10 protein-coding genes and 1 other RNA gene are annotated in these 12,345 nt (G+C 31.0%); 9 read left to right on the forward strand and 2 right to left on the reverse strand.

Annotation, left to right across the window (positions count from 1 at the left end; genetic code table 11):
* Positions 1 to 96 precede the first annotated feature (96 nt).
* The 7 genes from AMN81_RS04820 to AMN81_RS04850 all read left to right on the forward strand — a co-directional run bounded on the left by AMN81_RS04820 (position 97) and on the right by AMN81_RS04850 (position 9,046).
* Positions 97 to 903 carry a S49 family peptidase gene (locus tag AMN81_RS04820; RefSeq protein ID WP_072090942.1) on the forward strand — a complete coding sequence of 269 codons (807 nt, stop codon included), beginning with the start codon at positions 97 to 99 and terminating at the stop codon, positions 901 to 903.
* The gene (locus tag AMN81_RS04825; RefSeq protein WP_072090953.1) at positions 893 to 1,774 is read left to right on the forward strand and encodes a glycine--tRNA ligase subunit alpha; all 882 of its coding nucleotides are present in this window, start codon (positions 893 to 895) and stop codon (positions 1,772 to 1,774) included. The genes AMN81_RS04820 and AMN81_RS04825 overlap by 11 nt, the downstream gene beginning before the upstream one ends.
* Positions 1,774 to 3,840, forward strand: a complete 2,067-nt coding sequence (gene glyS, locus AMN81_RS04830) for a glycine--tRNA ligase subunit beta (RefSeq protein ID WP_072090943.1) — start codon at positions 1,774 to 1,776, stop codon at positions 3,838 to 3,840. Before AMN81_RS04825 ends, glyS begins: the two co-directional genes overlap by 1 nt.
* Positions 3,840 to 6,506, forward strand: a complete 2,667-nt coding sequence (ppdK, locus tag AMN81_RS04835) for a pyruvate, phosphate dikinase (RefSeq protein WP_072090944.1) — start codon at positions 3,840 to 3,842, stop codon at positions 6,504 to 6,506. The genes glyS and ppdK overlap by 1 nt, the downstream gene beginning before the upstream one ends.
* A 111-nt stretch (positions 6,507 to 6,617) precedes the next feature.
* On the forward strand, positions 6,618 to 7,430 hold the full coding sequence (locus AMN81_RS04840; protein WP_143312060.1) for a hypothetical protein: 813 nt from the start codon (positions 6,618 to 6,620) through the stop codon (positions 7,428 to 7,430).
* A 348-nt stretch (positions 7,431 to 7,778) separates the two neighbouring features.
* Positions 7,779 to 8,489, forward strand: a complete 711-nt coding sequence (locus AMN81_RS04845; protein ID WP_072090946.1) for an MORN repeat-containing protein — start codon at positions 7,779 to 7,781, stop codon at positions 8,487 to 8,489.
* Between the two features lie 8 nt (positions 8,490 to 8,497).
* Positions 8,498 to 9,046, forward strand: coding sequence for a hypothetical protein (locus AMN81_RS04850; RefSeq protein WP_072090947.1), 549 nt, complete (start codon positions 8,498 to 8,500; stop codon positions 9,044 to 9,046).
* An 88-nt stretch (positions 9,047 to 9,134) separates the two neighbouring features.
* Here AMN81_RS04850 and ssrA read toward each other — a convergent pair.
* Positions 9,135 to 9,433, reverse strand: a transfer-messenger RNA (tmRNA) gene (gene ssrA, locus AMN81_RS04855).
* 4 nt (positions 9,434 to 9,437) lie between these two features.
* On the opposite strand from ssrA, the gene thyX reads away from it, so the two are divergent.
* Positions 9,438 to 10,385: an FAD-dependent thymidylate synthase gene (gene thyX / locus AMN81_RS04860; protein WP_072090948.1), complete on the forward strand. Its 948-nt coding sequence runs from the start codon at positions 9,438 to 9,440 to the stop codon at positions 10,383 to 10,385.
* Here the strand turns inward: thyX and AMN81_RS04865 are convergent.
* The gene (locus AMN81_RS04865) at positions 10,366 to 11,241 is read right to left on the reverse strand and encodes an Mrp/NBP35 family ATP-binding protein (protein WP_080986913.1); all 876 of its coding nucleotides are present in this window, start codon (positions 11,239 to 11,241) and stop codon (positions 10,366 to 10,368) included. The two genes, thyX and AMN81_RS04865, sit on opposite strands and share 20 nt — an antisense overlap.
* On the opposite strand from AMN81_RS04865, the gene hflK reads away from it, so the two are divergent.
* Complete coding sequence (gene hflK, locus AMN81_RS04870; RefSeq protein WP_072090949.1) at positions 11,242 to 12,342, forward strand: FtsH protease activity modulator HflK; 1,101 nt, start codon at positions 11,242 to 11,244, stop codon at positions 12,340 to 12,342.
* Positions 12,343 to 12,345 lie beyond the last annotated feature (3 nt).

The raw sequence follows: 12,345 nt of genomic DNA on the forward strand, positions 1-12,345 counted from the left end.
TAATTTGTTTATATATATTACTTATCAATTGACGCACCAGTTTCTTCAATTATAAGTAGTCTTTATATTCTATAAATAATTCTATAAGACTTACCTATGTTCTCTTTTTTTAAAAAGAAAAAAATTGTTGCTCACTTAAAATTAAGTGGGGTTATTGGTAATGCAGGAAAATTTAAACAAGGTATTGATTTTGCAGGTCAAGAAGAACTAATTAAAAAGGCTTTTTCTCTGAAAAAAGCGGCATGTGTTGCTATATCAATCAATTCTCCAGGAGGATCACCAGTCCAATCTCATTTAATTTACAGTTTTATTAGAGAACAAGCAAAAAAACACAAAAAAAAAGTTATTGTATTCGCTGAAGACGTGGCAGCCTCTGGAGGTTATTTGATTTCTTGTGCTGGGGACGAAATTTATGCAAATTCAAGTTCAATAATCGGATCTATAGGAGTGATATATTCTTCTTTTGGATTTACTGAGTTGATAAAAAAAATTGGGGTTGAAAGAAGAGTTCATACTGCTGGCAAGAACAAAAGCACACTTGATCCATTTTTAGAAGAAAAAAACGAGGATATTGAAAGATTAAAAAGTATTCAATTGGATCTTCATAAAGACTTTATAGATGTTGTTGAAAAAAGCAGAGGATCAAAATTAAACAAATCTGATGTGGAACTTTTTTCAGGTGAGTTTTGGTCAGGTAGTAAAGCAAAAAATTTAGGATTAATTGACGGAACAGGTAACGCACATGAAATATTAAAAGATAAATTTGGTGAAGATGTAATAATTAAAAAATTTGAAAAATCAAAAGGATGGTTAAGTCAAAAACTTTCTTCATCCAGCAATCAAGTAGATCAAATAGCAAGTATTTTAGATGAAAGATCAATTTGGCAAAGATATGGTTTCTAGAGCAAAAAAAGAAAAAAAAAAAATTCAAACATTCCAAGATACAATTTTAAATCTTCAGAAATTTTGGAGTAAAAAGGGATGTATTATTTTGCAGCCTTATGATATGGAGGTTGGTGCAGGAACTTTTCATCCAGCTACTACCCTAAGATCACTTGGAAATAAACCATGGAAAGCGGCTTACGTACAACCATCAAGAAGACCTACAGATGGAAGATATGGAGATAACCCAAATAGGTTACAACACTATTATCAATTTCAAGTTTTAATTAAACCTTCCCCTGAAAATATAAAAAAACTTTATCTAAATAGTTTATCTACTATAGGAATAGATCATAATGATCATGATATAAGATTTGTTGAAGATGATTGGGAAAGTCCAACATTAGGTGCCGCAGGATTGGGATGGGAAGTATGGTGTGACGGAATGGAAATTACTCAATTCACCTATTTTCAACAAATGGCTGGATTTGATTGTAAACCTGTGTCAGTAGAAATCACCTATGGATTAGAAAGAATTTGTATGTTCACGCAAAAACAAAAAAATGTTTATGATTTATTGTGGAATGATGAAGGTGTAAAATATCACGAAGTATTTCATCAAGCCGAAAAAGAATTTTCAGCATACAATTTTGAACACGCGAATGTAGAAACACTTTTGAAAATGTTTGAAATGCATGAATCCGAGGCAAAAGATTTGGTAGAAAAAAAAGTTTCTTTACCAGCATATGATCAATGTTTAAAAGCCAGTCATGTGTTTAATATTTTAGATGCAAGGGGTGCAATCAGTGTTGCACAAAGAGCAGGTTATATTGCTAGAATAAGAGATATTACAAAATCTGCAGCAGGCATTTGGTTAGATAGTCAAAAATAATGTCAGAATTTTTTTTAGAATTATTTAGTGAAGAAATGCCTTCAAATCTTCAACAAAATTTAAGGGAAGATTTACTTAAAAGTTTTAATGATTTTTTTTTAGAAAAATCAATTTTATTTAAAAAAAGCTCATCATGCTCAACACCAAACAGACTAGTGGTATTGTTTGAAGGAGTTCAAAAAAATGTTGTACTAAAATCTGAGGAGATTAAAGGTCCAAATATCAAGTCACCAGAGGTAGCACTAGAGGGGTTTGTTAGGTCAAATAAAATCTTAAAGAAGGATCTCTACCAAAAGAAAACAGATAAAGGAGAATTTTATTTTTTCAAGACAAAATCAAAAAAATTACATACTCATGAATTGCTAGAGGAGTTTATCCCAATATTATTAAACAAAATTCAATGGAAAAAATCAATGTATTGGGGAACTTTTGACCTAAATTGGGGTAGGCCTTTAAAGTCAATTCTAGCTGTATTAGATAAAAAAAAGTTAAATTTTAATTTTCATCACCTAACATCTTCTAACTCAACTTTTATTGATAAGGAATTTGAGGAAAATAAAAAGTCTTTCTTAGAATTTAAAAATTATAAAAGTTTTTTTAAAAAAATTGACATTATCATTGATCACAATGAAAGAAAAAAGTTAATAGAAAAAAAATTCAACAATATATTAAAAAATAAAAATATTAAGATTCAACATAATTCTAGATTACTTAATGAAGTTGTAGATTTAACAGATCAACCAAATATTCTTCTTTGTGAATTTGATAAAAAATTTTTAAATATTCCAAAAGAAATATTAATTATTACCATGCAATACCATCAAAAATATTTTCCTATATTTGATAATAAAGAAAATATTACAAATGAGTTTTTAGTGGTTGCAAACAAAAAAGATAAAAAGGGATTAATTAAATTAGGAAATGAAAGAGTAGTTGAAGCAAGATTAAGTGACGCAGAATTTTTTTGGAAAAAAGATAAATCTCAAAATATGGTCAAAAAAGTCACCGAATTAAAATCAATGAATTATTTTAAAGGATTAGGAAGTTATTTTGATAAAGCCCAAAGAATGAGAAAATTAGGTGGAATGATATCTGATGAACTTTTAATCAGTAAAGAAAAAGTCGAATTGTCAGCATCAATTTGTAAAGTTGATTTATTATCAGAACTAGTAGGTGAATTTCCAGAACTCCAAGGTGTAATGGGAGGTTATTTTGCTAACGCACAAGGTTTTGATAAAGATTTAGCTTTGGCAATAAGTGAGCAATATTTACCCACAGGTTCAGGTTCAAGAGTTCCAAAAAAACCATTTAGCATAGCACTTTCTTTGGCTGATAAGATAGATACTTTAGTCGGTTTTTTTGGTTTAAATCAAAAACCAACAAGCTCTAAAGATCCGTATGCTCTAAGAAGATTAGCATTGGGGGTAATAAGAATAATAGTTGAAAATAAAAAAGATTTTAAAATAAAAGATTTAATTAATTATTCTTTAAGCCTTTATTTAGATCAAGGTTTTGAAATTGATAACCAATCTCTACAAAATGAATTATCAGATTTTTTAATGGATAGATTAAAATATCATATGAAGGAAGAAAATATTAGAAATGATATAATTCAAGCATCAACCAGTTCTTTTAACTTAGATCAATCTGTTATTATTTTTAATAAGGCTAAACATTTAAATAAAATTATTAACAAACCAAATGGTTTAGATATTATTGCAAGCTATAAAAGAGCCTCAAACATTTTAGACGGTGAATTAAAAAATAATAAAATAGAATTATCAAATACAACTGACCCTGGTATTTTTAAAACTGAGTTAGAAAAAAATCTATTTAAAAAAATCAGTGAATTAAGTAAATACTTCTCAGGCATTAGTAAAGATGAAAATTATGTTCAAACACTGGACAATTTAGCTAGCGTCAAAAGAGAGGTTTTTGACTTTTTTGATAATGTAATTGTGAACGAAGATGATCCGGTCATAAAGAAGAATAGGCTGGAACTAATCCAAATGATGTGTAAAACGTTCAACAATTATGTTAATTTTTCTCTAATCGACTCCCGTTAATGAAAAAACTTATATTAAACTTTAATTCTAAGGAGAGTAAAAAAATTAAAAATCCTAAAAACTTTTTAGGAGGAAAAGGTGCTAATCTTTCTGAAATGGGGAGAATGGGTCTTCCAGTGCCTCCTGGTTTTACAATATCCACAAAAGTTTGTGAAATTTTTTATAAGGATAAAAAAAAATTAAATAAAAATTTAATTTCTCAAATTAAAAAAGAATTAAAATTAATTGAAAAAGATGTTTCTAAAAAATTTGGAGACTTAAAAAATCCACTTTTGTTGTCTGTACGTTCTGGTGCAAGAGTATCAATGCCAGGTATGATGGATACTATTCTAAATCTAGGCCTGAACGATAAAACAGTTAAAGCTTTAGCAATTAAAACCTCAAATGGAAGATTTGCTAAAGACAGTTATAGAAGATTTATTCAAATGTACGGTAATGTGGTAATGGGTGTAGAAGGTTATCATTTTGAGGAATTAATTGAAAATTATAAACTTACGAAAGGTGTTTTGTTAGATACAGATTTAGATGAAAGTGATTGGGATGGATTAATTGAAGACTTTAAAAGAACAGTAAGAGAAAAGGCAAAAAAAGATTTTCCCCAAGATGTTTATGAACAATTGTTAGGAGCAATATGTGCTGTATTTTTATCGTGGGAAAGTAACAGAGCAAAAGTTTATAGAAAATTAAATCAAATCCCAGCTGAGTGGGGAACTGCTGTAAATGTTCAATCAATGGTTTTTGGAAATATGGGAGATGATTGTGCAACAGGAGTTGTGTTTACAAGAAATCCATCAGATGGATCAAATGAAATATATGGTGAGTATTTAATCAATGCGCAAGGTGAAGATGTTGTAGCGGGTACAAGGACACCTCAGTATATTACTAAAAAAGCTAGACAAGATGCCAAAGTAAAAGAATTATCAATGGAAGAATCTATGCCTAAAGTTTTTAAAGAACTTCAAAAAATTTTAAAAAAATTAGAGATGCATTATAAAGATATGCAAGACGTAGAGTTTACAGTCGAAAATAGTAAACTATGGATGCTTCAAACAAGATCAGGAAAAAGAACAGCGAAATCAGCAGTCAAGATTGCAGTCAATATGGTTAAAGAAAAATTAATTTCTAAAAAAGAAGCTGTGTTAAGAATTGACCCAAACTCTTTAGATACGCTTTTGCACCCTACTTTGGATGAAAAAAGTTCAATTAATGTAATTGCAAATGGATTGCCAGCATCACCTGGTGCAGCAAGCGGTAAAGTAGTTTTTACATCAGAAGAGGCTGAAAGATTAACCGCAATGATGCAAGATACAATTTTGGTAAGAGTAGAGACTTCTCCAGAAGATATACAAGGAATGCATGCTGCTAAAGGAATTTTGACTGCCAGAGGAGGAATGACAAGTCATGCAGCTGTTGTTGCAAGAGGCATGGGAAGACCATGTGTATCAGGATCAAGTGAAATTGATATAAACTATGAAAATAGATCTTTTAAAACTTCTTCAATTGAGATTAAAGAAGGAGACATAATCACTATTGATGGCTCAACTGGAAGAATTATTGCTGGAAGCGTTTCAACTGTTAAGCCTGAAATTTCTGGTGATTTTTCCAAGTTAATGTCTTGGGCAGATAGCTTCAGGAAATTAAAAGTTAGAACAAATTCTGAGACCCCAAAAGATACCAAAACGGCAAAAGATTTTGGTGCAGAGGGTATTGGGCTATGTAGAACCGAACATATGTTTTTTGATGAAGAACGAATTTTATCTGTAAGAGAAATGATATTATCTAAAACAAAAGAAGACAGAGCAATAGCATTACAAAAATTGTTACCGCATCAAAGAAAAGATTTTATAGATATTTTTAAAATCATGAGCGGATTACCAGTCACAGTTAGATTGTTGGACCCACCATTACATGAATTTTTACCACGTACAGAAAAGGAAATTAATGAAGTTGCTAGTATAGTTAATCTCCCAGTTAAAGAGGTTGAGTCAAGAATTGAAGAGCTCCATGAGCAAAATCCTATGTTAGGTCATAGAGGATGTCGTCTGGGAATATCTTTTCCTGAAATTTATGAAATGCAATGCAAAGCAATATTTGAGGCTTTAGTTTACCTTAAAAAAAATAAAATTAAATCTGCATTTCCTGAAATAATGATACCTTTAGTATCTACAGAGGCTGAGATTAAAATAATGAAAGAATTAGTAATTAGAACTGCTAGTCAAGTTCAACAAGTAAATAAATTAAAAATAGAATTTTTAGTAGGAACAATGATTGAACTACCTAGAGCTGCAATAAAAGCAAAAGAGATTGCCAAGCATGCGGAATTCTTTAGTTTTGGAACAAATGATTTAACGCAGACTACTTTTGGGATCAGTAGAGATGATAGTGGAAAATTTTTAAATGATTATATAGAAAACAAAATATTTTCTGTTGATCCTTTTGTTTCAATAGATGAAGGAGTTTCAGATTTAGTTGAAATAGCAGTAGAAAAAGGACGAAAACAAAACAAAAATCTAAAGTTAGGTATCTGTGGAGAGCATGGAGGAGATCCTCATAGTATATCTTTTTGTTCTAATGCAGGATTGAATTATGTTTCTTGCTCACCCTACAGAGTTCCTGTCGCAAGGTTAGCTGCAGCTCAAGCTGAAATTAAAAAAAAATTAAATTAAGTAGGGGGCGTTCTGTTGCCAGGCGCCACGAACTTTGTTTGATTATAGCTAATTATTTTTCCAAAATTATATAAATTTTACGTATCTGGTCGTCCATATGACGTCTAAAAATTGAGTCGTCACAGACCATTAGATTTGTTAACATTAATCATGGCAATGTCTAAATGTAGAGAATGTGGTAAAGGAGTTTCAACACTTGCTAAAACTTGTCCACATTGCGGAGTTCCAAAACCAACAAAAAAAACTAAAAAAGTTACGAAAAAAACTACTGCACCTAAATCTACAAAAGTGATGGATCTAATGTGTGCAAATTCAAACTGCACTGCTTGGCTTCATCCAGCAAATGTACCTTATAGAGGAGATATATCCTTTTATAAATGTCCAAGATGCGACGGGTCTATGAAAAAATATTCTGCTAAAGTTGCTGAAGACGACAAGCGAAGAGTTAAGGGAATGGCACAGGCAATGTATAAAAAGCTTCATGAGGAGAATGCAGCTGAAGTTGCTCGTTTGAGAAAAAGTTCACAAAGTAAATCATATAATCCATCTAGCACTTCTACAACTTTATCAAGCACTTCTACAAATTATAACAAATCATCAGTAGAAAAAGGTGCATATGATAAATTTCTAGATGGAAGTTTAGATCTAGCAACTGCATTTTGGTTATTTGGTATATTTGGTTCGTTTATCGCAAGTTTTGGTTTAACATTGCTTGCTGAGTCTATTAGCAAAATATTTTATATACCGTTCGTTGCTGTTAATGTAGGGATAATTGCATGTTTATGGGAATGTGCTGAAAATTATAAAAAAGAAAAATTACAAAAAAAACAAAGTGCAGTCTGGGGTTATTTAACTCAAGTATTTTGTTTTGTAGGTGCTTTAGGTCTTATATCAACGACTATAGACATATTTAAAACTTTATAGATTAAAATGCATGCAGTAAGAGATCTAATAGCTGATATATTGGGTGTTTCACCAGATGCTGCTACGTTTATAATTTGTGTGCCAGCTTTGATACTTGCAATATATCTTATGAAAAAATAATTTTTCTGGTCGTCCTATAGTCGTCCAACTAAGTTGTATTTTTAAATTTACGTTGATAATTAAAACTTATTTTAAAATAGTAGGGGGCGTTCTGTGTCCCCCGAGAAACAAATCATACCAAAATACCTAGGTAATTTAAATACTTCATTGAAGACTTCATTGAAAGTTTGACCTTTTTTCAAAAACCCCGTTTCTAGACTTCATTGAGAATTGGGGTAAAATTTGAATATGAAAAAAACTAAATCAAACGATGTAGTATTGAGAGCAAACAATATGAAATTTTCTAATGGTGCTAGTTATAGTGGTGCCATAAAAGATGTTTTAGATAGTAGACCTCATGGACATGGAATTTATTTTTATCCAGATCATTTAGATGAAGGTGTAGGAGATCATTATTATAGAGGAAACTTTAATAATTCAAAGTTTCATGGTCATGGAGAATATGTATCTAAACAATATACTTATAAAGGTGATTTTAAAAATCAAAAGTTTCATGGGAAGGGAGAATATTTACGAGAAGGGTATAGTTATAAAGGTGATTTTAAAAATGATTTACCTGAAGGTAAAGGAGTAGAGATTTCACTTAAAAGTGACGCGATTTATACAGGTACATTTAAAAAAGGAAAAAAACACGGTTATGTAATTTCAAAATCTTATAAAACTAAAAAGGTTATTTTTAAAGGGCAGTGGGCAAATGGTCAGATGTTAAAAGGAACTTTTGAGTTCCCAGATGGTGGAATTTATAGTGGACAATTCAAAAACAGCGCAATGCACGGAAAAGGAACTTTAAAAGAGACCAAGGGAAAAAAAGCGGGAGAAGTTTACGAAGGTACTTGGAAAGAAGGAAAAATGCATGGAACTTTTATTTTTAAAGATAAAAAAGGAAAAAAAAGAAAAGAACTTTGGAAGGATGATAATTTCATCAAGTTAATTAAATAAATTTAATTATGAAGAAAAATATTAACAACCTTGACTTTGATGACTTGATTAGAAACCTTAACCTAAAAAAATTTATCAAATATTTAGACAAGCAGTGTAAATATAAATTTAAAATTTCTCCTTTACCTTGGATGGATAAAAAATTTCCTGATGTATTCAATGACCTTGTAAGTTCAAGTTTAGGTAAAAATATCACTCATAAAAAATTATTAGATGGTATTTATAAAAATGAAGGAGATTTTATACATGCCGCAATTGAAAATGGTACATTACTAAAAAATGCGGATATTAATTTTAAACTTGAAAGGTCTATCTATATTAGATTTGATGATAATGATTCCGTATATGATCATTATTATGATTATCAAATAATAAGTTCAAAAATTAACAAATGTTATTACATATTAGTTTACCATACTTGTCCAGGTGTAGACGATGATATATATTTTTGTAAAAAGAAATCAAAAGATAGAAATTCAGCAATAAAATTTGTTAAAAAAGAACATGTTCAATTAAAAAAATATTATAAGATTAGAGGTCATAAAATCGTAACTTAATTGTTGTTTTCAAACTTCATTGAAACTTCATTGAACCTTCATTGAACTTTATTTTAAGAAAATGAGAGTGGATAAGGGAATCCTTTATTAAGGGGCGTTCTGTTGCCAGGTGCCCCAGACCCCGTTTGCTTAATTAACTAAGTTAATTAGGCAGCAAGTGCGTAACTTTCGTTAGCAATTATAAATTAGCCCGTTACGGTGGAACAATCCCGAACGAAAGAATAGCCTTTAGTCACCCGTCGAATCTATTTCACCCCCATGAGTTGTAATGGTGGAGGTGGTGGGTACTGCCCCCACGTCCGCAATGGTTATTACGAAATTCGTTTATCGTCGTAGTTGGAAAACCAACATTATTAATATAAAAGTAATTACAACAGATTCAATAACAATCATGAAATTAACTAAAGAACAACAAGAAGAAATAAAAAATCAGCAATCTCAAAGTAATCAAACTAAAAGAGTTACCGCTCCTGAGCTTGAAAAAATCCTATATGAAGCAATTCCAGCTTTAGATCATGGTTTTGTCAGAGTTGTTGATTATATGGGTGATGACACATCTATAGTTCAATCAGCCAGAGTATCATACGGAAAAGGAACGAAACAAGTTTCAACAGACAAAGGACTAATTAAATATTTGATGAGACATTGGCACAGTACGCCATTTGAAATGTGTGAAATTAAATATCATGTTAAGCTTCCGATATTTATTGCAAGACAATGGATAAGACATAGAACAGCTAATGTAAATGAATACTCTGCAAGGTATTCAATTTTAGATAAAGAATTTTATTTGCCATCACAAGAAAATTTAGCTGCTCAATCAACTAGTAACCGACAAGGTAGAGGAGATGTATTGGAAGGAAAACAGGCAGAGGAAGTTTTGGAACTTTTAAAAAGTGATGCAGAGAGAACTTATGATAATTATGAGACTATGCTAAATGAAAGATTTGATGGATCAACTATTGATGAAAATAAAAAAGGTTTAGCAAGAGAACTCGCAAGAATGAATTTAACACTAAATACTTACACCCAATGGTATTGGAAAACTGATTTATTAAATTTGATGAATTTTTTAAGATTAAGAGCTGATAGTCATGCTCAATATGAAATTAGAGTTTATGCCGACATAATGCTGGATACTGTAAAAAAATGGGTTCCCACAACTTATGATGCTTTTATGGATTATAGAGTCGGTGGTACTGAGGTTTCTGCAAAAGGAAAATTAATTATTCAAAAACTTATCAAAGGTGAAAATGTAGATGTTGAGAGTTCTGGATTGTCTAAAAGAGAGTGGAATGAATTAATGTCTGCTTTTGATCTTAAAGATAAGTTGATTTGATTTTTTCAGCAAAATTTAAATATATTTTAGAAATTTTATGTTCAGGGTTAGCCTCTACAATTGGTCTTCCTTGATCACCAGTTTTACCCACTTCAGGATTAATTGGGATTTCGCCTAAAAATTCTTTTTGAAATTCGTCTGCAGTTTTCTTTACTCCCCCTTCTCCAAAAATTTTATATTTTTTTCCATCATCACCTATGAAAAAACTCATGTTGTCAACTAAACCCAAAATTTTAATTCCAAGTTTATCAAACATTTTGATTCCTCTCTTAACATCTAAAAGAGCCACTTCTTGAGGTGTACTTACAATTATTGCACCATCCATTTTTATTTCTTGAGAAAATGTAAGTTGAGTATCACCAGTTCCTGGCGGCATATCAACAATAATAAAATCCAAATCTTTCCAATTTACTTTCTGAGTAAAAGTTTTAATTGCACTTGTAACCATAGGACCACGCCATATCATTGGAGTTTGTTGATCAGCTAAAAAACCAATAGACATGCATTGAATGTCATATTTTGTAATTGGATCTAATTTTTGACCATCACTTTTTGGTTTTTCATTAATATTAAACATTTTAGGAATTGATGGACCATAAATATCTGCATCTAGAAGACCAACTTTGCATCCAATTTTTTTTAATGCTAAAGCAAGATTCGTTGCAAATGTAGATTTTCCAACACCACCTTTTGCACTGGAGATTGCAATTGTAAATTTGGTTCCAAGAATAGGATTTTTAGTGAATTTTTTAGGCTCTAGCTTACTTTTCATTGCGGCACTAAGTTCAGGTTTTTTATCAGTCATAAAAGTATCATTACTTGTTTTTTGTAATAAAGACACTATATACTTTTGCATATGTCAGACGATTTTAAAGGTCAAAGTCCTTGGGGAGCACCTCCGGGTGGAGGAGGAAGTGGTAATGGATCAGGTAGAGGTCCAACACCACCAAATGTTGACGAATTAATTAGAGATCTTCAAGATAAAATTAAAAGATTTTTACCTGGAGGAAAAACTTCAGGAGGAAAATCAATAAGTTTAATTTTATTGGTTTTAGTTTTTGTATGGTTAGCGAGCGGACTTTATAGAGTATTACCCGATGAACAAGGCGTTGTGCTAAGATTTGGTAAGTTTGTAAAAACTACACAGCCTGGTTTGAACTATCATATACCTTTTCCTGTTGAGACTGTTCAAACACCGAAAGTCACTAAGGTTAATAGAATGGATATTGGATTTAGATCTGAGAGGGACAGTGGTTTTTCTACAGGTGGTGGTGTTGCTGATGTTCCACAAGAAAGCTTAATGTTAACTGGAGATGAAAATATTGTTAATATAGATTTTTCAGTATTCTGGGTAATTAAAGATGCTGGTAATTTTTTATTTAAAATTCAAGACCCAGAAGGCACAGTTAAAGCAGCTGCTGAAACTGCAATGAGAGAAGTAATTGCAAAGAGCGATATTCAGCCAATTTTAACAGAAGGTAGATCTAAAATTGAGGTTGAGACACAAAATATAATACAAAGCATTTTAGATGATTACGAAAGTGGAATTCAAATTACACAAGTTCAAACTCAAAAAGCTGACCCACCAGATCAAGTAATTGATGCATTTAGAGATGTACAAGCTGCAAGAGCAGATATGGAAAGATCTAAAAATGAAGCTGAAGCATATGCAAATGATGTAATTCCAAGAGCACGAGGTGAAGCGCAAAAAATTCTACAAGCAGCAGAAGCATATAAAAAAGAAGTAGTTGCAAAAGCAGAGGGTGAAGCGAGTAGATTTATAGCCATATACAATGAGTATAAAAATGCGAAAGCAGTTACTCAAGAAAGAATGTATTTAGAAACTATGGAAAAAGTTTTAGCAGACATTGATAAAGTAATTATTGAAAAAAATGCAGGTTCAGGTGTAGTTCCATACTTGCCTTTGCCTGAATTAAAAAAGAAAGCGACAAATTAAAAT

It is taken from the genome of Candidatus Pelagibacter communis (genome assembly GCF_001179845.1).
GTDB lineage: Bacteria > Pseudomonadota > Alphaproteobacteria > Pelagibacterales > Pelagibacteraceae > Pelagibacter > Pelagibacter ubique_Q.

Bases quoted from the DNA above. Each gene is read 5' to 3' on its own strand.
- AMN81_RS04820 (WP_072090942.1), top strand. From the start codon at position 97: ATGTTCTCTTTTTTTAAAAAGAAAAAAATTGTTGCTCACTTAAAATTA.
- AMN81_RS04825 (WP_072090953.1), top strand. From the start codon at position 893: ATGGTTTCTAGAGCAAAAAAAGAAAAAAAAAAAATTCAAACATTCCAA.
- glyS (WP_072090943.1), top strand. From the start codon at position 1,774: ATGTCAGAATTTTTTTTAGAATTATTTAGTGAAGAAATGCCTTCAAAT.
- ppdK (WP_072090944.1), top strand. From the start codon at position 3,840: ATGAAAAAACTTATATTAAACTTTAATTCTAAGGAGAGTAAAAAAATT.
- AMN81_RS04845 (WP_072090946.1), top strand. From the start codon at position 7,779: ATGAAAAAAACTAAATCAAACGATGTAGTATTGAGAGCAAACAATATG.
- AMN81_RS04850 (WP_072090947.1), top strand. From the start codon at position 8,498: ATGAAGAAAAATATTAACAACCTTGACTTTGATGACTTGATTAGAAAC.
- thyX (WP_072090948.1), top strand. From the start codon at position 9,438: ATGAAATTAACTAAAGAACAACAAGAAGAAATAAAAAATCAGCAATCT.
- AMN81_RS04865 (WP_080986913.1), bottom strand. From the start codon at position 11,241: ATGCAAAAGTATATAGTGTCTTTATTACAAAAAACAAGTAATGATACT.
- hflK (WP_072090949.1), top strand. From the start codon at position 11,242: ATGTCAGACGATTTTAAAGGTCAAAGTCCTTGGGGAGCACCTCCGGGT.